The sequence below is a fragment of the Armatimonadota bacterium genome (assembly GCA_028871815.1).
Lineage (GTDB): Bacteria > Armatimonadota > Chthonomonadetes > Chthonomonadales > Chthonomonadaceae > REEB205.
The window spans coordinates 87434-107787 of the sequence record JAGWMJ010000012.1 but is presented as its reverse complement, the minus strand read 5'-3'; the positions used below and the strand labels follow the sequence as shown (position 1 = coordinate 107787).

The following is a 20354-nucleotide window of genomic DNA, read 5'->3' as shown; positions in this document are numbered from 1 at the left end:
AAACAGAATGAAACCGACCCTGCCAACGCGGGCATCGCTCCTCGCTTTGGCCGCACTGTTGTGCACGGCGCTGACCGCCGCGCCGGCAGCGGCGCAAGATAGCGCCGCGCTCGCCGCCCTCCTCGCGCGCGTATCGCCATCCATCGTCACTGTGCGCATTGTTACAACCACCACGTACAAGAGTGGCGGGCAGGAGCAGAACAGCGAATCCCGGATGGAGCTCCAGGGTGTGGTGGTCACTCCGCAGGGCCTGGTCATGCTGTCGTATCTGCCGTTCAACAGCGTCCGGATGAAGCAGCTGATGGGCGCCTTCGGTGGTGGAGGCGACTCCAGCTTCGGTATCACCATCAAGCCGACCAAGTTCAAGGTGGTGTTCGAGAACGATCTGAACGAATATGAGGCGTATCTTGCCGCTACCGACCAGAAGCTGGACCTGGCCTTCATCCAGGTGGAGGGGCTGAACGGCAAGGCGCTTACGCCCGTTCAATTCACGGGCGGTGGCACGCCGGCTATCGGTGACAGGGTCTACTCTATCGGACGGCTGACAAAGGGCTATGACTATGCGCCGTTCTTTCAGAACGCCCGTGTGTGCGGTCAGATCAACAAACCGCGCCCGGCGTGGCTGGTGGATGGAAGCGTGACCGAGATGGGGCTGCCCGTATACAACAGCGCCGGTAGCGTTGTAGGCGTTCTCACCGACATCAATGCCGCATCCGGCGCCGATTCGGGCGATTCAGGCGCTGACTTTATGAGCATGGCGAGGATGTTCGGCGGTGGCGCCGGCATGCAGTCGTTTTTGGTTCCATCATCCGGCGTCAACGGCGTTATTGCGCTGGCAACGACTCAGGCGGCCGATCTCGCCGCCAAACGAGCAGCGGCAGCAAAAGCAACGCCCGCTGCGCCGGCAAAACCGAAGCCATTCTAGCGCGACCCGCACACCACACTCCGCGCGTATCATCATGACTTTTCGTGCAGCCGTTGTTGGCGCCGGACAGATCGGCCGCAGTCACCTTGCCGCGTACCAGTCGTGCGCCGAGGTGGAGCTGGTGGCCGTATGTGACCTGCTTCGTGACCGCGCGGATGCGGCCGCGGCGGAATTCGGCGGGAAGGCGTATACCAGTATTGCGGCGATGGCCGCGGCAGAGCGGCTGGACGCCGTTTCGGTGTGCACCGCAGGCGCGCAGAATGGCTCGCACCATTTCGCGCCGGTGATGCAGTGCCTGGAGTGCGGCTGGCATGTACTGTGTGAAAAGCCGCTCTCGAATCACCTGACCGAAGCCCGGACCATGGTGAACCACGCGGCCAAGCTCGGCCTGTGCCTTGGAACCGATCTGAACCACCGGTTCACTCCTCAGGCAGAACTTGCCCGGCGGTGGGTTGCGGAGGGCCGTCTCGGCGCCATCCTGATGTCGAATGTGACACTCTGGATCGATAACCCCAACGACCGCTCCGAGTGGGTTCATCTTCGTGCTCTGCACCCACACAGCCTGGACGTGATGCGGTACTTCTGCGGGCGCGCCGTAAAGGTACAGGCGTTTGTGAACCACGGGCCCCGAACCGATGGCGAGCCCGGCTTGCGGGTGTGCTGGAGCAACTGCCAGGTGAACGTGCTGTTCGAAAGCGGGGCGCTGGGACACCTGACCGGCAGTTACGACGCCAACATGAAACTCAATCTGGAGCGGTGCGAGGTGCTCGGCGACAAGGGCCGGTTTGTGATCGACAACTGCTTCGAGCGACTGACTTTCTATCCGCGCCACGGCGAAGAGATCACCGTTGTACCCAACCCACTCTTCGGCGGCATGGCGGGATTTGAAGGCACCATAGAGCGGCGCGTAAAGCGTTGGTGCGCGCAGTTGGCGGCCGGCGCGAAGCTGGATGAGGTTGAAGGCAGCGGCGCTGAGGGACTGGCTGTGCAGGAAATCATTGAGGGCGCCATCGAAAGCTGGGAAACCGGCTGCGTGGTGGATCTTGAAAACGGCTAGGCGGCCGGAAGCGACGGAACGAGGAGAACGATGACACTTCGAGTAGCGGTGGTAGGCGCCGGAGGTATCGGAAACACGCATGGTCCGATCTATTTGCGCCACAAGGATGTGGAACTGGTGGGGTATTGCGACATCATTCCGGAGCGCGCGGACCGGTCTGCCACTCGCGACGGCGTGAAGACCTGGCACAGTGTTCAGGAGATGCTGGCCGATGTGAAGCTGGACGCCGTATCGGTATGTTCTGCTGGAGCGGATAACGGCGGTGACCACCACAAACCAACGATGGAGTGTCTGGAGGCCGGCTTGCACGTGTTGTGCGAGAAACCGATCAGCAACAACATCGTCCATGCTCGTGAGATGGTGGCCAAAGCTGAGGAGATGGGCGTCTGCTTCGGCATCAACCTGAACCACCGTTTCACGCCGCCGAGCGCACGGGCGAAGCAGTGGATGGATGACGGCAAACTGGGCACGCCACTCATCTGCAACATGACGATGTGGATCGGCAACGGGAACGAGACGTCACCGTGGTTCCACATCAGGGCCCTCCATCCGCACTCGCTCGACATCATGCGGTACTTTTGCGGCAACGCAGTACGGGTTCATGCCTTTTTCAACCATGCTCCGCGGGAAGATGGGCCAAACGGTCTGCGCGTCTGCTGGAGCAACGCCCAGGTGAACATCCTCTTTGAGAACGGCGTTGTGGGGCACCTCACGGGCTCGTACGACGCCAATCCTGCGCACAATCTGGAGCGTTGCGAGGTTATGGGCAGCGAGGGGCGGTTTGTGCTGGAGAACCTGTTTGAAGAGCTTACGTTCTATCCGCGGCGAAGCGAGGAGCTCACGGTGCTGCGCAACAGCATCATGGGCGGGATGGGCGGTTTTGGGCAGACGTTCGACCGCAGAATTGGGCGGTGGATCGAGCAGCTCACCGCAGGCACGCCGCGCGACCAGATCGAGGCGAGCGGGCGCGATGGCCTGGCTGTTCAGGAGATCATCGAGGCGGCCATCGAGAGCTGGCAGAATAACTGCGTGGTCGACCTGGCCGATCCGGCCAGAATCGCCGCATAGCGGTGCACGGCACGGCGCCCCGCGCGGCTTCACCCGGCGCTTGAGCATGAGCGCGGAACGGTCGGAGCTGGACGCGCTCAAAGCGGAAGCACTGCGGCTGTTTGAGAGCGGCGATCTCGACGGCGCCGAGACTGCGCTGCGGGCGATTGTTGCCGACGAATCCGGGCGCTTGGGCCCGGACCACCCGGATACCCTGTTGAGCCTTGAGCATCTGGCCGTCGTACTGGCCCATAAGCGTCAGGACGCCGCAGCGGACGCCCTCTACGCGCGCGTTCTGGAAGCACGGATTCGCATTCTCGGCGAAAACGACCACGCGACCGCAGCCACACGGAGTGTTGTAGCCTGGCGCGCGTATCGCGCCGGTGACGCTCCAGGCGCGGAGAAAATGCTGCGCCTGGCGGTCACCAGCCTGGAGCATGATCCCGGCCCCGATTCGCCAGATACCATCACGGCCCAGCGACGGCTGGGCGAGTTGCTGCTTCAGCGTGGCGCCGCCACGGAGGCTGCCGGATACTTCGACCGTGCGATGACATCGGCAGGGCGGGTATTCGGCGCGGCGCACCACGAGACGCTCTCGCTGGCGGACGCGCTGTCGGCCGCGCTGTGGCAAACCGGCGACACAGCTGGCTCGGCGGCACTTCTGAGCCGCCGGCTCCGAACGTGCGAGGCGCAGCTCGGGCCGGACGACCCGGAAACGCTGGAAGCAGCTTCCGCGCTGGCCGGCATGCACTATCGCAGCGGTGACCACGGTCGGGCAGAGTCGCTGTTTCGAACTGTGCTTGAGAAACGGCGTCGCATCTCCGGCGAGCGTCACCCACGCACAATGAAAGCCGTGGAGAACCTGGCGGCGGTCCTGGAAGCCGCCGGCAAGCAGGCGGAGGCGCTTGAAACGTGGCGCGCGGCCCGTGCCGATCGCGACCGCCTTTTCGGCCCGGACCATCCGACCGCGCTTCTGGCCCTCCAGATGCTGGCCGGCGCAGAATTCCGCCTGGGCTCGGTGGATGCGGCGCTATCGAGCTACGAGGAGCATATTCGGCGAGCTGACGCCGCACTGGGCCGCGACCACGCCTTGACGGTGGCATCTGTAAACGACCTGGCCGGCATCCTCTACGCGCGCGGCGACGGCATCTCAGCCATTCCCCTGCTCCAGCGCGTTCTGTCCGTAGCGCTCCGCACCGAGGGCCCGGATAGTGAAGCGGCGATGACAACACAGAACAACCTCGCCGTTGTACTCTGCCGCTCTGGCGACCTGGATGCCGGCGTGCCGATGCTCCGCGAAGCATCGGAAGCGCAGGAGCGGGTCTATGGCCTGTACCACGCAGGAACGGCGGCCTGCTTGAACGATCTCGGCGGCATCCTCTTTGAGCAGGGCGACCTTAGCGGCGCAGAGGCTGTCTGCCGGCGTGCGCTGCTTGCCGAAGAGCACCTGCGCGGGCCTGACGATCCGTACACGCTGCGGATTGTGACGAACTTAGCGGGGATCTTGCGGGCGCGGCGTGATTTTGCAGGCGCCGCCGAGTTGTACCGGCGTGCACTCGACGGACGCGAAAAGACTCTCGGCGCAACGCACGAAGAGACGCTGGCCTCGCGGCGCGATCTGAAGGAGGCGCTGGCCGAGGCTGGCGGCTGACGCCACGCGGCAGGCGATCGGTCGGTTGCCCCTGCTTGCCCGCGGTCCGGCCACCTGCCGCATAGGTTCGGGCCCGCCAGGCGCCATCTCCGGCAATTGTGGCGCCTGCCGGCATCGTGGTTGAAGCGACGGATCTCCCTGTGTCCGCTCAAGATGACTCATCGCATCCGGAGTCGACGAGGTCTGGTTGGCGGTGCGCGATCACTCGTACCGCGCGCCAGATTCGGTTGGCAATTACCGCGTTCCGGCTGAGGCGGAGCATGCGACGGCTGCAGGCATTGTCGCCTCATGTGCCTCCGGGCCGGTACCCTGACCCGCCAGCCCCGGACCTTTACGGGTTCACGGTGAGCAGTGCTGAGCGCGACACCGTAAGATATGTACCGGTTATGCGGCAGGCCGCGCCGGAAGACTGCGGCATTGTGCGTACCCGGAATGTGGCTGTGCTGGTCCCTGCCGGAATGAACACGAACCGAGGGACGCCGGCTACGCCAGGGTGCGACGAGCTGAGCCGCACGTCGGCGCCGCCCGCCGGCGCATTGCCGGAAAGAAACACGGAGCCGGTGGCGGCGCCGCCTCCGGTCACGGCAGCAGGTTTTATCGCTACAGACACTAGATGGATCGGGAACGGCGCGGTTACGTTGAACGTGAGGCTGTTTTGACTGACCACGCCGATACTGTCCTGCACCGTCACGGGAAACGAACCGACGGCCGTTAGGTCGGCAGCGGGAATCATGCCGTCCACCTCCGTGCCGGAGACAAAGCTGCTCGTGAGCGCCGCACCGTTCCAGTAGACCCGACAGTCCGAGGTGAATCCGCTCCCAAATACCCGCACCGGCAGCTGGCGGCTCGCAGCGGTTACCGACCATGGCGAAAGTACCGAGAGCACGATTGGGCTTACCACAGTAAACGCGGCGGCGCTTGATGTGCCGCCGCCGGGCGCGGGACTGGATACGGTCACGGCAAACGTACCGGTAGCCATAAGATCGGTGTTGGGAACGACGGCGGTAAGCGACGTGCCGCTGACAAAGGTGGTTGTGAGCGGCGCGCCTTCCCAATCGGCCGTGCTGGTGGATACGAAGCCTGAGCCTTTAAGCGTAACGGCAACTGCCGGGCTCCCCTGTTGGGCGCCCAGCGGGGCAATGCCGGTTAAGATAGGCGCTGGATTGTCAATGGTGAACGTCAGCGCGTTGGAGACATTGCTGCGGGGATTGACGGCGGTCACGGAACCGAATCCGGCGGAACTCAAATTGGCCGCCGGCACGGCAGCCCGAATCTCCGTTGAGCTCACGTATGAGGTGGTGAGCGCGCTGCCGTTCCAACGAACGATAGCTCCATTCTGGAATCCAGTGCCATTTACCGTAAGCGTGAATGCGCCGCTGCCAACAAGTGCAGACGATGGCGAAAGGCTGATGAGCACGGGCGGCGGCGCCAGTTCCCAGACCATACCGGAGGTTCCGGTCGAATTGTATGCCCCGCCGGTACAGCAGGCGCCGTACATGTTTCCGACCGCGTCAAACGTGACGCCAGCGCGTGGGAAATAGCCGTCCGGCCCGCTGTTTCCGTTCGCAACCGTCACCGTGCCGCCGAAATCGTGAAGGTCCCGGTATGCGCCGGCAAAAGTTATCTCCCACACCATGCCGGAGTTCGAGGTTGAATCGTATGCGCCGCCGCTAAATGTGGTTCCATACATGTTACCGGCAGTATCGAAGGTCACACCAGCTACGCAGTAGTAACCGTCCGGGCCACTGCTTCCATTCGCATTGGTAACCGTGGCGCCGAAATCGTGAATGTCCCGATATGCACCAGCAGAAGTGATCTCCCAGACCATGCCGGCATTCTTTGCCTGGCCGTACGCCCCACCATAACTGGCCGTGCCGTACATGTTTCCTGCTGCATCGAATGTGACGCCAGCTCGCGGGTAATACCCATCCGGCCCACTGCTGCCGTTCGCATTGGTTATGATGCCGCCGAAATCGTGAAGGTCCCGGTAAGCGCCGGCAGAAGTGATCTCCCAGACCATACCGTAATTGGAGTTTCCTCCGCCTTTGTTGGTGGTGCCGTACATGTTCCCGGCACTATCGAAGGAAACACGGGCGTATGGCGTGTTTCCATCCGGCCCGCTCGCGCCATTTGAGTTGGTAATCGTGCCGCCGAAGTCGTGAAGGTCCCTGTAAGCACCAGCCGCCGTGATCTCCCAGACCATGCCGGAAACCGAGTTCGCATTGTACGCCCCGCCCACGCTCGTGGTCCCGTACATGTTGCCGGCGCCGTCGAGCGAAACGCCAACCAACGGGCTGCTGCCGTCCGGACCGCTACTACCGTTCGCATTCGATACGGTGCCACCGAAATCGTGAAGGTCCACGTATGTGCCTGCCGCCGTGATCTCCCAGACCATGCCGCTATAGTGCGGCCCGCCGCCGACAGCCGTTCCGTACATGTTGCCGGCACTATCCAGGGTCACGTCCGTCTCAGGTGTCTGTCCGTCCGGCCCGCTGGTCCCACTCGCATCGGTAACCGTGCCGCCAAAGTCGTGAAGATCCCGGTAAGAGCCCGCGGCGGTTATCTCCCAGACCATGCCGCTGTACAGCGCACCGTTGCCATAGGCCGTCCCGACCATGTTTCCCGCATTGTCAAACGTTACGTTCGCAAACGGGTAGTAGCCGTCTGGCCCGCTGGTCCCAGCGGCGTTGATCACCGTACCGCCGAAATCGTGACGGTCGTTATATTTGCCCGGCGCTTGCGCGCGTACGGCGGTCGCCACGCCGATGGCCAGAATGCAAGCGAACAGCAAGCTGGTTTGCGCCGTCGAGCGGAGCCCCGGTCCCCAGGGGCTTTGCCGCACTATTGGAGCCCAATTCCTGAGCGCAGTTCCGGGTTTTGGAATCGCGACCGGACGATATGCCCGAGCGGTGCGGTCTTCGCTTCCGGGTCGTGAAAGCGTTGGAAGCCACTTGCGTTGGCGCTCCAATATCAGTCCGCGGCTTGTCATCATGTGCCTCCAACGCAACACCATCCGGGGTGAATTTGCGCGATAAGGGTACAGCAGCCGGCACAACGGATCCCGTATGCTTTCACCGCGCTAAAGACGGTGTCCTTCCAGTTTCAGCAGCTTCGCGGGGCCGGCCTTACGATTTTACACAGGGGCTGCCGGAAGTACTTCACTTCGGCAGTGGAGGCGCCGCGTTGTCGCAGGTGGGCGATTCGCAGGCGCGTGCGCAGGTCCGCCAGATGCGGCGACATGTGGTCGGGCGCCCATGGGACTGTCCGCTGACCATTGCGGGAACGATGCGCGCCGTATCAAAGCCATCCGGAGCCGGGCGGCTGGGGTTGAGCCGACGGTTGCCGGCCCGCGGTCCGGACGTAGTGTTCGCGACAGTCGGGTTGCCAGCAACCCGTGCCGGCAGAAGCGGCTCGAACACTCCGCGACATGTAAAGGCACGGGCGCCAACACTGCTGCGGGCGCCCGTAATCCCTGCGTATTCAATTGGACCGCCCGACCGATTACTTCGAGGCTATATGCGCCGCTTTGAAGAACGGATCGGCGAGGGCAGCTTTCAGGTTGAGGTGATGGTATGGCTGCGTATATGCTTTCTGCGTGGCCGTAGCGTTGGCCACCCAGATATCGCCCGTTTCGGGCTTCATCACCACAGCGTGCAGTGAGCCGGTATGCAGCGTTCCCATCAGCTTCATCGCGGCATGGACGTTGAGTTGTCCGTAGGCGTTATTCAGCCAGTCGCCGACTTTTGCGTTCCACGGACTGTCGCAGCCCATCGACATGTAGACCATGTGCGGCTGGGTTTTGTACGGCAGTGTGGAGGGCGTGAAGACGATGCACTGCGTATGGCTGGTTTTTAGCGCTCGCACCTGCCGCTCCGGGCCGGACGAGAGGCAGTAGAGCAGCGATGTGGTGCGCGGTCCGTCTTTCACGAGGTTGACAGCCTCCTGCAGGTTACGGCCGAACTGGACCGAATCGCGCATCACAAAGTTGAGTGGCCGGCCGTTGAAGTCATCGGTGGCCTTGTTCCAGTCGTCGCCGATCTCCGACATCGCGATACCGTCGGCATTCATACCGGTGACCACGCCGACCTGGCCCAGCCACGTAACGTTGACGAACGGCACGCCGTTCGTGGGATCGTACACCACCAGCGCCGGATACTTCTGAATGCCGGCGTCGGTTGTATAGTCGAGTGCGCGCATCTGGATGAGGTCACCGGTTTTGGTTGCCGAGCCGAATGCGGCGAAGAAGGTGCAGTTCCACTCCGATATGTCCGGTATGGAGACACCGATCTCGATATCCTTCAGCGGCACGCCTGAGCCGTCGGCCAGGCCGCGCATCTCGTCGAGGTAGTCCGGCCGCAAGTGCTTCCTGTAATCGGTATTGAATACCGCAAGCGCACGCTCCGGAGAGTAACCGAGCCCCATCAGCATTACCTTGGCCACGTCCTCCGCCATGTAGCGGATCTCTTTGGCGCACAGCTTGCCCTGGGCGTAACCCATCTGGTACGGTGTGCCCTTGAGATAGAGCACGGTAAGGGTGGAGGCGCCGGCGCCGATGGTAAACCGCTTGCCATGCGCGGCTACATCCACCTTTTCGTTGGCGAGTGCGGCCGGCGCTAGCAGCGCGCAAGCCAGCACGAAACTAAGACATCGCAGCAGTCGCTTCATCGAGAACAGCTCCTGGCGGAACGAAAGAGTGTGGCCCGGCGCATTCGCGCACCACGCCACAATGAGCCATGTAGGGAGAGTGTACCGCTTTATCCAGAAATCTGGTGGCGCTATGCACCACTATCTGTCTTGCAGTTTTTGCGCCGTCGCTATCGAGCCGATGCGCCGATCGAGTCCGAGTTCGTACTGCAGAATCGGATCGGGTTTGCCCGTCTTCTGAACGCGCTCATCCACCCAGCGGTGCATTCGCTTTTGCAGACACGCTGTAAGCTCCGGCTCCTGCTCCACCAGATTGACCGCCTCTTCCGGGTCGGTGACGAGGTTGTAGAGCTCCACCGGCGGCTTATGATGGAAATCCGGCTCACACGCCTCTATCAGCTTCCATTCCGGTGTGCGCCATCCGCGTTTCCGCATCCAGGTGCACTCGGTGAGGTAGAACTCCGAGCGGTGGCTGTTGGCTCCGTCGCGGGCCAGCGGCAGCATGCTGCGCCCCTCCATCGGCAGACTCTCGAGCAGGTCGTGTAGACCCACGTAGTCCAGGATGGTGGGCAGCATATCCTCGTGAAGAGTGATGCCATCCACCGTGGTGCCCTGCGGGAGCTGGCCGGGATGCGAGAGGATTAGCGGAACGTGCAGCGTGGGCTCATAGAGTCCGTGATGGTCGAAATAGCAGCCGTGGTCGGCCAGCGTCTCACCGTGGTCAGCGCTCCAGATGATCAGAGTATTTTCGCGCTGACCGAGGTCGTCGAGCCGGTTCAGGATCGCCTGGATGCAGGCATCCATATACGCCACCGCGCCGTCGTACATCGCTATAGGATGGTTGATATCGCGTATTCCGGGAGGCATCCACGACAGGTGAAAGTCGGCAAAGTTCGGAAAATCGCGAACCGGGCTCATCGTGTCGGGCAGGTTCGGGTCGGCCGGATCACGGGTGTAGAAGGCACGGTCGAATGGCGCCGGAGGCAGGTAAGGCGCGTGCGGATCCATATGCCGCATAAAGAGCAGCCACGGCTCCGACCCGGCAGCGAGGCGCTCCAGCTCGGGGATCGCGGCGTTGTTCAGGTTTTCCGCCTTGCGTGCAGGGCCATCGGACCAGGCGAGCCAACCCTCGTCGTAGCCGGTGGTGCTGGTGAACCCCCGAAAGAAGTCACCACCGAAGCCGACGCGCACCGACTTGTAGCCGGCATGCTCGGCCAGCAGCTCGGGCAGCGTCGGGATGGCTGCGTCGATCGGCCCCTTGGGACTGAGCGACACAATCTCGTGCGCCATCACGTCACGACCGGTGAAAATGGTTGTGTACGCCGGCGTGGTCGGGATGTAGGCGCTGAAGTGATTGTTGAACTGAACGCCGCGCCGCGCAAGCTGCGCAGCAAATGGCGTGGTGGATCGCGGGTAACCATAGGTGCTGCAATGGTCGGCGCGCAGGCTGTCGATGACGATCATCAGAATATTCGGCGGGCGTTTGGGCATCTTTGGACTTTCTCGACCGTTTCTCACTGAGTCGATTCACCGATCGGCGCCCCCTCTCCTGCGCATCCCGGCAGGAGTTCCGCTCCGGCGCGGAGTAGGTTGGAGGCGTGACCCAGACAGATCGGGCACCAAGGCGGACACCAGCCCATGAGCAGACCTGGAATCGAGCGGGAGTTGATGACGCGGCGCGGCTTTCTCGCGGCAGCAGCCTCCCTGGCGGCATCCGGAGCGGCCGGCGCCGCGACCGAAAAGAACCTGTACGCACCGTTTCGCATGGGCGTTCAGTCGTACTCGCTCCGGGCGTTCTCTGCGGAGCAGATGCTGCAGATGACGCAAACCGGGCTGAAGTTGCAGTATCTGGAGGGCTTTAGCCAGCACTTCCCCATCACCGCCGACCGGAAGGCGCTGGACGGCTACAGGGCGCTCCTCCGCAAATATGGGATTCAGATGCGCGCGTACGGGGTGGTCAACTTCACAAGCGACGAGGCAGATGCCCGCCGTACGTTCGACTTTGCGCGGGCGATGGATGTCAGGATGCTCTCCGCCTACCCGCTGCCCGGCACGCTGGATATGCTGGACCGGCTGGTGGACGAATACCGGATCAATATCGGCATCCACAACCATGGACCAGGCGACGCGCTGTACGATCGGATTGACAAGGTTCTGAAGGCGATTACCGGCCACCATCAGCGCATCGGCGTCTGCATCGATACGGGACACGAATTACGATCCGATCAGGATCCGGTGGAGGCCGCCCGGATCTTCGGCAAGCGGGTCTACGGTATCCACCTGAAGGACGTCCGTCAACTACCGAACGGCGACCGGGTGTTTACCGAGATCGGCAAGGGCTTGCTGGATACCGTGGGCCTCCTCAAGGTGCTGAAGAAGAACGGGTTTCCCGGGCGCGGCATGTTGTCACTGGAGTACGAGGACCACGCCGATAATCCGATGCCCTACATGGAGCAGTGCCTTAGCGCGACGCAGGCTGCCGTTAAGACCGTTAACAGCGCGTAAATGGTCTACCGACGTCTGGATGGAGGCCGTCGATGAGCAGTTTGGACAAGGTGCGGATAACCGGCGCCGAGCGAATCGTCGTGGATGTGCCCTTCACGCCTCGATGCCGGCGCTGGAACGCGCGCGAGGTTTGGCAGTGGCAGATCAGTGAGGTCATCCGCCTCACCACCGACGCGGGCGTAAGCGGCTATGGCGAGACGATTCTCCACTACACCTGGGGACGCGTGCCGGATGAGGCCATTGAACGCGCCGTCGGCGCCCGGCCGGGCGAGCTGCTCGGCGACGACACACTCGGCGCCGGACTCCAGATGGCTCTCTACGATGTTGTCGGCAAGCTGCTGGAAGTCCCGGTGTACCGGCTCTTCAACCTGCCGAAGGCGCGCGACTGGTGCCCGATCTCCTGGTGGAATATCGACATGCCTCCGGAGGCATTCGCCGCCGAAGCGCGCGAGGCGCTGGAGCACGGCTACACCTCCTACAAGATCAAAGCGCGACCATGGTGGGATGTGTACGAGCAGACGAAGGCGATCGCGAACGTAACGCCGCCGAACTTCCGCCTGGATCTGGATTGGAACAATATGCTGCTGAATGCCGGCAATGCGGCGCCCGTGTTGACGGCTCTGGATCGTGAGCCACGGGTTGCGATCTACGAGTCGCCGATTATGCAGCGGGATGTGGAAGGCCAGCGCCTGCTGCGGCAGAAGACAACCCGTCCGATAGCGCTTCATTTCGGTGATCCACCATTTCCGACCGCTGTGCGCGAAATGGTGTGCGACGGCTTCGTGGTCTCCGGCGGTGTCAGCCGCGTCCTGCGCCAGGGGGCGCTGGCCGAAGCGTTCGAGAAACCGTTCTGGCTCCAACTGGTGGGCACCGGCCTTACGACGGCGATGTCGGCGCACCTGGGCTGCGTTCTGCCCTTTGCACAGTGGCCGGCCGTCAACTGCCTGAACAACTACTCCGACGACCTGCTCGCCCAGCCGCTGACCATCCAGGGTGGCGCTGTTCGCGTGCCGGAGGCGCCGGGTTTGGGCGTGGAGGTGGATGAAGGCGCGATAGAGCGCTATCGGATGAACCCACCGCACGAACATCCGAAACCGCGTCTGCTGCTGACCGTCCGCTGGGAAGGGGGCCGCACTGTGCACTTTAGCAGTCTGCGGCAGTGTTGGAACGACTGCTGGGCGGGCAACCACCCGGTGCAGGAGCCAGGCGTCAAGATGGAGGTCCGCTCCGACGATGGATCGCCGGAGTGGGCAGAGCTGTATCGGCGAACCGAAGCTGCGCCGGTTTGGGGCGAGGGTTAGGTGGTGGGAGGAAGCGCATTTTGAAACTATGGGAGATCAATTCGCGGAGCGCCGGTGGACTGACCGATCGTGTGGTGGTGCTGCCGCTCGGCTCGATGGAGCAGCACGGAAGTCACCTGCCGTTGTTTACCGACTCGCTGATCTGCCGGGAGATAGCCGGCCGTGCAGAGGCCGCACTGAATGAGGAGGCGGTGTTCTTGCCGGTGGTTTGGACCGGCGCGTCGGATCATCACCTCGGTTTCCCGGGTACGGTCAGCGTGAGCAACCACGTCTACGTTCATCTGCTCGGCGACCTGTTGGAGAGCCTGGTCCGCTCCGGATTCCGCCGCATTTTCGTGCTGAACGCGCATGGCGGTAACATCACGCCGGGCCGAATGGCAATCTACGACGTTCAGATGCGGCATCGCGAGCACAAGGACCTGTTCATCGCGTTCAGTAGCTGGTGGCAGATCGCGGCGAATGAAATCGAGGCAATTCCGGGTCTGGAGCAGGCGATGGTCACGCATGCCTGCGAGCAGGAGACCAGCATGATTCTGCGCCTGAGGCCGATGCTGGTGAATATGGATGCAGCGGTCGGCGCCAACATTGCCTTCGATTCCGCCTTTTACTGCCCAGACTTTTCACAGAGTTCGCGCGTGGATGTGCCTCGCGCATTTGATCAACTGAGCAAGACAGGCGCGTTCGGCCATCCGGAACTGGCGACGGCGGAGAAAGGCGAAGCGCTGTTCGCCGCCGCGGCAGGTGAGGTCGTACGGTTTGTGTGTGAGTTCGCGGCCTGGCCGCTTATTGCGCCACAATAGCGCACGCACGCAGCCTATTGACTCCGTGAGGTCGCTCACCGCGCCGGCTACTGCCTTTGACGGTGGCGGCATCTGCGTGGGCGCTTGCATGCCGCAGCCGCTATGCCATCACTCCATCTCACCGCTTCAGCCCTGTTCGTGGCCACCATCACCATCTCGGTGCTTCACGGCGCGATACCCTCACACTGGCTGAGTTTCGCGCTGATCGGCCGACAGCATCGCTGGCCGCATCGTCGCACGGTTCTGGCTTCCGGTCTTGCTGCGGCCGGACACGTGGCCTTCACTGCTTTGTTGGGACTTCTCATTGCCGGCGCCGGGAAGGCGGCGCTGGGCAATGCCGGCATACCGCCGTTGGCCGAGCACCTTGGCATCGCCGTGGCGCTCAGCGTGATCGGAGTGTGGATGATCGTGCACGGAGTTCGGAGCGGCGGCCATCACCATGACCATGACGAGTCGGACGAGGCAGTCCGGCGCCGTGACAAGAGTGGGCGACTGGCGTTTACTACGCTGGCGCTGGCTTTAACCGTTTCGCCATGCGTAGACCTTCTCCCGCTCTACCTGGCGGCGGCCGGGCTGCCGTGGCGCCTGCTGGCGCTGTTGGCCGCGGTCATGCTGCTGACAACCAGTGCGGCGATGATGTTCTTTGTGTGGCTGGCTCTCCGTGGCCTGCAATCAGCAAGGCTCAGCTGGCTGGATCGATACGAAGGAGTAGCGGTCGGCGTCGTGCTGATTCTGCTGGCTGTTGTCACCTTCTTCGTCTGAGCGGATGCTACGCATCCGTTCCCGTACGCTGCCTGCTCCAAACCCTGCCTACGGATCGGCGTAGGCGCTGTCGGCCAGCCGCCTCACATCTTCGGCATCCAGGAGCCCGGCCACGATATCCGATTCGCATGCTGCAGCGGTTGTGCGGACGCACTCCTCCCGTGGAATCGATTCATCCAGCGAGAGGTGATCGTTCTCTATCAGGTACTCCTCCAGGGCATCCTGGGATTTGCGCTGCAGCCCCTTGACCTCGCCCGCTTTGAGCGCCGCCATGAGCTCTGCGGCCCGGTTGCCGTTGGCGCGGGCGATGTCGTCGACCCGACCGATAAACGTGCGGGAAATGCCGCCATCGATAAGCGCCTGCCGTGTAATGGGGTTACCGCGCCCGATGCGAGCGGTCTCGAGTATTTTGCCGGCCGCACGCGCGACGGCGCGATAGCGTTCGGCATGCTGCGCTGTCACCGGCGTGGTGCGTCCGGCGTCGAGCGCGGCTTCCAGTTGGCCCCACGCTTCAAATCCGGCCAACAGGAGGCGATAGAGTTCTTGCGGAGATGGCTCAAAGTACCAGAGATGTACCTGTGACACCGGCGCTTGCGGGTTGATGCCGGGAACGTTCAGTACCCTGGCGTACGCGATCGACGTATGGTCCTCCGGGAGTGGGATCGCAGCCGGCGGCGGCGACCATGGATGAATGCGCTGTGCCTCGATCTGTCTGGCCATCGAGATGTCGATAACCGCCGGTTCCGGAAACCCTCCCCGATGCAGCGCATCCTGCCACCGGTGAACATCCTCAAGCTGGGCGGTGAGGTAGAAGACCTGTCGGCCCTCAGCAGCGATCCTGGCGGCGGCCAGCATTATCGCGTTCGCGCGCTCGGCATCGCTGTTTGCAAGCACTTCGTCCAGAACAAGCGGCAGTCGCAGCCCGAACTCCTTAGTTTCGATAAAGGCAAGGCGGACGGCCATCAGCAACTGGGCACGAGTTCCGCTTGAGAGCTCCGCAAGGCTGTGGTTTTGGCCGCTGATGGAGTCGGTGGCGCGGAACGCGGCCGGTCCCTCTATGCCGACCTCCAGCCGGTAACGGGAGTTGGTAAACAGGTCGAACAGTTCCCGCGCTCGCGCCTGCACGGGCGGCTCCGTGGACTCTCGGGCGAGGCGCTCGGCCCAGTCCGCCACGGTATAACCGACCACTGCGTCCACATTCTGTTCGCGCTGGCGCGCAAGCACCTCACGGCGTCTATCCACCGCCAACAGCGCATCCTCCAACGCGTGCCCATCTCCAAACTGTGTCGCAGCGGCCTGAATCTCGGTAATCTGCTTGAAGGTTGCATCGCACTGATCCGCTGACTTGAGCAGCCGCTCAACCTCTGCCGCCGCATCCGCGTCCGACAGGCTGTCCGCCAACCTCACCACCGATTCGGTGTCGACGCCGGCGGTCACTCCACTTGTGCGGTTTTCCTCCAGCACCGTCGCTGCCGCCGCCAGCTCGTCACGGGCCGCCAAAAACTGTGGCAGCTGCGCCAATGCCGTGCGCAGGCCCTCAGCATCGCCGTACGCCAGTAAACGGTCCGAATAGAAGCGGGCAACCTGTGCGTCGGCTTGCGCCAGCCGGTTCTGGGCCGATGCGATCTGAGTGCTGAGGTCAGCACACCGCTCAGCGATCCTTTCAAACTCGCTGCTTCGATCTTTCAGCTTTGCAAGCGCCAGTTCGGCTGTGTGCGAGTCGCTGACTCCACTGTAGCCGTAGGTCAGCAGGCCGGAGGCGATGGGTTGGAGGGTCGTGGAGATGGTAGATGTGATCGAAGCTATAGCCGCTTCCGTGTCGTCAGCCGTTCGCTGTGCGTCGCGCCATTTCTTCAGCGCATCAAACTGTGCCAGCAGCGTAACGCCGGCGACGTCGGCGCCTCCGGGCGCCACGCCGTATTTGCCTCGAGCTGTTTCTGCCCGCTTCGTGGCTGCGCCCTCTTCTGCTTCCAGCCTTTCACGCTCGGGGTTGCTGGCCTGCCACTGAGAAAAGCATGCTGACGAAAGCTGGAGCCTGGCTAACTGCTCCTCTCTCTGCCGGAGAAGTTGAGCAACCTCGTCCCGCCTCCAAGCCGAAGGTGGCTGCTGCTGCAGGCGCTGCCAGTTCTGCTCTGCCACCAGACGCGGGTTGGCCGGCGACTTTCGGGAGACCAGCCAGAATGCAAGGATGAGAGGCGCTGCCAGCAGCGTCAGCCAGAACGGACCAGCGCGCCAGGCCAGCACCAAAACCGCCGCGGTTGCAACAGCCACCGCCGTCCAGGCTGCGGACGCAATGCCGCGCGATACAGCCATGTCCGGGCTGGTCAGCCACTGCCTCAGGCAGTCGATCGCTTCTTCACAAGCGCGGGTGTCGGGTGCGCTTTCCGGCGGACTGAGCGCGTTCTTCAATTCGTCCATCGCGCGCCGGCGGGCGTGGCAGGATGCATAGTCCTGAACAATCTGGTGGCACTCGGTCCAGAACTCTTCGTTCAGCAGGAGCAGGCCAGGATCGGCCTCCACGACCGGCGCGGGTAGACGGTCGCGCTCGCTTTGCTCTCGTGCGCGCGCAACATCACGGTCCTGGCAGAGTTGCGATTTCTTGCCCTCCATGGCCGCAATCTCGCGGAGTTGATCGGCGACCGAGGCGAGCCATACGCCTTCCACCGCTGCCGTGAGCCCATGGGCCTTCGATTTGGCCTCGGCGGCCTCCAGCTCCCGCTGCAGGCTGTCTATCTCTTGCTGCGACGCGGCCACAGCACCCTGCAGCATCGGAAGAGCCTGCTCGTCGTCCTCTTTCAGGCGCGATATCGCAACGGGGAACTCTTCGAGCGCTGCCTTTGCGGTCCGAAAGCGCAACGCGGCTCGCAGCAGGGCCGCGCGCGAGGCGGCCTGCTTCTGAAGCAGGTGCTCCGGTAGGAGCTGCGCCAGCGTCTCGACACGCCTGGCCGCGTGACTCTGCGAGGAAGCGGCCTGGTTATAAGCCGTCAGCGCGCTGTCGAATTCGCGCCCGTTTGCCTTCGGCTCCGGGGGATTCGGGCTGAAGCCAAGCTCCCGAACGGCTTGAGGCACATTGTAACCGCCGGCAGCCTCGCGATGGATCTGCTCGGCAAACAAGGCGCCATCATCCGTGGCAATGAGCTCTTCCAGAGACAGGATGTAGCGCGGCGTATCGTGCAACGCGACGTCGAGCGGGTTCTGTGAGCGGCTTCCGTTCTGGACAGCGGTAACCGTTTGGTCACGCACCTCCAGTTCCCACGCGTCGGTCCCAAGCCGGCATAGCAGCCGCACTTCTGCCAATTTGGGCTCGGCTGCCGGCGCCATCGCCTTCTGTATCGCCCGCGCCAGTGTCGTTTTGCCGGTGCCGTTTGGGCCGAACAGAATGTTGATGGCCGGCGACAGGTCGGCGACCCTCAGCCCTCCATGCGGAAAGCCGTGCATGCGGCGAATGGTGATCTCTGTCAGCCATATGCCGTCGCCGCCGGTCACGTTGTGCGGCCCGGAGCAGCAATGAGGCGTGCCAGCAGGCGCTCAGCCTGAGCACGCGCCACCGTCCGCATGTCCCGATCACCCGGCGCCGTCGACTCTGCTGCCGTGCCGGCGCGCGCCCGCGCAAACACCGCCTGCCGTTCGATTCGGGCGGCTCCCTCGTTCAACTTGTTCAGGAGGGCGGCGTGTTCAGGCAGCAAGCGGTCGGCATCGATCGCGACTATCAGGCGGGCGAGCACCGCCGGCACATCGGAACCTCGCGCAATCTCATGAAGATCAATCGGAGCATTCACGTCCGCAAGCGCAGCCCCGACCGTGATCGTCGCATCCCCATCCTGGGCCGTTATCGGTTCGTCGTCCAATCGAGCTATGCTGGCGACATCCTCCACCCATCGGGTTGTGCCGGTGAAGCGCAGGCAGGCCCAGGACGTTCGGAGCGCCGGGCACTGCTGCCTCCACACGGCAAGGTTCTGACGAAGCGCTGCGTCGATCGCTGGCCGGATATCCGCGCGGTCATCGGTCTCCTTCAGCTCCACGGTGACCTGGTCGTACCGGACGCTGGAGATCGGGACAAACTCCGGCTCACCGCTCATGACACCGCCCTCGAGGTCGATCCGCCACACCCCATGCTCGCCGCGTTCATCCGGCGCCAGGGCCTGCGGTGACCCGGGGACAAGGAGGCGCGAGCCTGCATCAAACTGCGGGCGATGCAGGTGGCCGGCAATCCAGACCGCGTTGCCGGGCGGGAGCGACCGCTTTGGGAACGGCGCATACCTCCCGCCGGAGGCATCGACGTCGCCATGTACCAACCCGACCGCGCCCGGCTCCGTATCGCCGAGCGACGCAAACTTCTCAAACGGATTCTCAGCATGCTCGGACTTCGGAAATGACCATGCGTGCAGCCGCAGACCGGCCGCCAGCGAAGCGCTCTCCCACCCGGCCAGCCCAAGCACTCTGAAACGGGTGAAATCCTGAATCCGCTGTGTCCGCGCCACCTCACGCAGCACTTCGGCGTCATGATTGCCGGCGATCGCCACAGTCTCGATCCCAGCCTGATCCAGCTTCCGAAGGCCTTTCGCAAGCGCCTCAACCGCCTCAAAGTAGTGATTCTGCCTGTCGATAAGGTCGCCAGCTATCAGCACCGCGTCCACTTTATGGCGGATAGCTACGTCAACAATTCTTAGCCATGCGGCGGCGGCAGACAGGTCATCACGGTCTGCAGCATCCGGCAGCCGCGTGGATACGGCGCCGATGTGCAGGTCGCCAGCTGCTATGAGCCGAACGGTCATGCCGCCGGAAACCAGCGGTCCAGTTTGCCCGCCAGGAAGATTGCAGAGCGCTTCAGCTCCTCAATGCCCGTCACGCCATCCTCAATGGAGACCCACCCGTCGAACCGGACATCCGCGAGGATGGCGAATATCGCGTCAAAATCGATCAACCCGGTGCCGATCTCGCCATGGATCAATTGCGAGTAGTCCGTGATCTCCATCGCGCCTGCAGTGGCGCCCGGCTTTGGACGGCGATCGGAGGCATGCATGGAGACAACGCGTGGCGCCACCCGGCGAAGCAGTTCCAGCGGGTCTTCATTCACCAGCAGCGTGTTGGAGGGATCGAAGTTGACCCCAAACGCCGTGCTTTCAATCCGGTTCACGATTTCGCAGAAGATATCCATCCGCTGAGCAAACTCCGGGTACTGCCAGTAGTTATCCTTGAAGTGGTTCTCCATGGCGAGCGTCACCCCGCAGCCTGCTGCGTGTGGAAGCAGCGCCTCGATGCACTCCACGGTCCAGTTCACGCCCTGATCACGGGTGACCTCGGGCCGCCGCTGGCCGGACAGCACGCGGCAGGTGGAACAGCCCAGCGCCGCGGCGACATCGATCCAGGCGCGTTGAGATTCAATCTGCCGGCGCCGCTCTGCTATCTCCGGATGCGTGAAATCGGGCGAGACGCAGAGCATCGGAATGGCAAAGCCGGCACTATCGGCTGCCTGCCGGACCGCGCGAATTCCGGCCGTGGATGTATCCGCAAAGTAGCCGCCGTACATCTCGAGCCCCGAAACGCCGGTCGATTTCAGCTCGCGTTCGGCGAGCGCGATCCAGTCAAAAACCGACATGGTGTGATCGACGCACAGTTCATCCATATAGCATTTTGGAAATGCCGCCATCTTCATGATTCA

General features: G+C 63.2%; 14 protein-coding genes. 8 read left to right on the top strand and 6 right to left on the bottom strand.

Annotation, left to right across the window (positions count from 1 at the left end; genetic code table 11):
- The first annotated feature begins 7 nt into the window (after positions 1-7).
- Genes KGJ62_13685 through KGJ62_13670 form a run of 4 tightly spaced genes read left to right on the top strand, consistent with a single transcriptional unit; the run spans position 8 to position 4680 of the window.
- The gene (locus KGJ62_13685) at positions 8-925 is read left to right on the top strand and encodes a trypsin-like peptidase domain-containing protein (protein ID MDE2127633.1); all 918 of its coding nucleotides are present in this window, start codon (positions 8-10) and stop codon (positions 923-925) included.
- A gap of 34 nt (positions 926-959) precedes the next feature.
- Positions 960-1982 carry a Gfo/Idh/MocA family oxidoreductase gene (locus tag KGJ62_13680; protein MDE2127632.1) on the top strand — a complete coding sequence of 341 codons (1023 nt, stop codon included), beginning with the start codon at positions 960-962 and terminating at the stop codon, positions 1980-1982.
- A 30-nt stretch (positions 1983-2012) separates the two neighbouring features.
- Positions 2013-3050, top strand: coding sequence for a Gfo/Idh/MocA family oxidoreductase (locus KGJ62_13675; GenBank protein MDE2127631.1), 1038 nt, complete (start codon positions 2013-2015; stop codon positions 3048-3050).
- Positions 3051-3096: 46 nt separating this feature from the next.
- Complete coding sequence (locus tag KGJ62_13670; protein MDE2127630.1) at positions 3097-4680, top strand: tetratricopeptide repeat protein; 1584 nt, start codon at positions 3097-3099, stop codon at positions 4678-4680.
- A gap of 331 nt (positions 4681-5011) precedes the next feature.
- Here KGJ62_13670 and KGJ62_13665 read toward each other — a convergent pair whose 3' ends face one another.
- The 3 genes from KGJ62_13665 to KGJ62_13655 all read right to left on the bottom strand — a co-directional run bounded on the left by KGJ62_13665 (position 5012) and on the right by KGJ62_13655 (position 10815).
- Positions 5012-7522, bottom strand: a complete 2511-nt coding sequence (locus KGJ62_13665; protein MDE2127629.1) for a hypothetical protein — start codon at positions 7520-7522, stop codon at positions 5012-5014.
- 659 nt (positions 7523-8181) lie between these two features.
- Positions 8182-9345, bottom strand: a complete 1164-nt coding sequence (locus KGJ62_13660) for a hypothetical protein (protein ID MDE2127628.1) — start codon at positions 9343-9345, stop codon at positions 8182-8184.
- Between the two features lie 120 nt (positions 9346-9465).
- A complete protein-coding gene (locus tag KGJ62_13655; GenBank protein MDE2127627.1) occupies positions 9466-10815 on the bottom strand; it encodes a sulfatase-like hydrolase/transferase in 1350 nt (449 codons plus the stop codon).
- Positions 10816-10962: 147 nt separating this feature from the next.
- Between KGJ62_13655 and KGJ62_13650 the strand changes: the two genes are divergently transcribed.
- The 4 genes from KGJ62_13650 (at position 10963) to KGJ62_13635 (ending at position 14692) form a co-directional block, all read left to right on the top strand.
- A complete protein-coding gene (locus tag KGJ62_13650) occupies positions 10963-11829 on the top strand; it encodes a sugar phosphate isomerase/epimerase (protein ID MDE2127626.1) in 867 nt (288 codons plus the stop codon).
- 32 nt (positions 11830-11861) lie between these two features.
- The gene (locus tag KGJ62_13645; protein ID MDE2127625.1) at positions 11862-13130 is read left to right on the top strand and encodes a mandelate racemase/muconate lactonizing enzyme family protein; all 1269 of its coding nucleotides are present in this window, start codon (positions 11862-11864) and stop codon (positions 13128-13130) included.
- A gap of 20 nt (positions 13131-13150) precedes the next feature.
- The gene (locus KGJ62_13640) at positions 13151-13930 is read left to right on the top strand and encodes a creatininase family protein (protein ID MDE2127624.1); all 780 of its coding nucleotides are present in this window, start codon (positions 13151-13153) and stop codon (positions 13928-13930) included.
- A 102-nt stretch (positions 13931-14032) separates the two neighbouring features.
- Positions 14033-14692, top strand: a complete 660-nt coding sequence (locus tag KGJ62_13635) for a hypothetical protein (protein MDE2127623.1) — start codon at positions 14033-14035, stop codon at positions 14690-14692.
- A 48-nt stretch (positions 14693-14740) separates the two neighbouring features.
- Here the strand turns inward: KGJ62_13635 and KGJ62_13630 are convergent, their stop codons facing one another.
- From KGJ62_13630 to KGJ62_13620, 3 genes are read right to left on the bottom strand one after another with little or no spacing between them, the layout of a single operon-like run.
- Entirely contained in the window at positions 14741-18178 is a 3438-nt protein-coding gene (locus KGJ62_13630; protein ID MDE2127622.1) for a hypothetical protein, read from the bottom strand.
- Positions 18175-19467, bottom strand: coding sequence for a DNA repair exonuclease (locus KGJ62_13625; GenBank protein ID MDE2127621.1), 1293 nt, complete (start codon positions 19465-19467; stop codon positions 18175-18177). Before KGJ62_13625 ends, KGJ62_13630 begins: the two co-directional genes overlap by 4 nt.
- A complete protein-coding gene (locus tag KGJ62_13620; protein ID MDE2127620.1) occupies positions 19464-20351 on the bottom strand; it encodes a TIM barrel protein in 888 nt (295 codons plus the stop codon). Before KGJ62_13620 ends, KGJ62_13625 begins: the two co-directional genes overlap by 4 nt.
- Positions 20352-20354 lie beyond the last annotated feature (3 nt).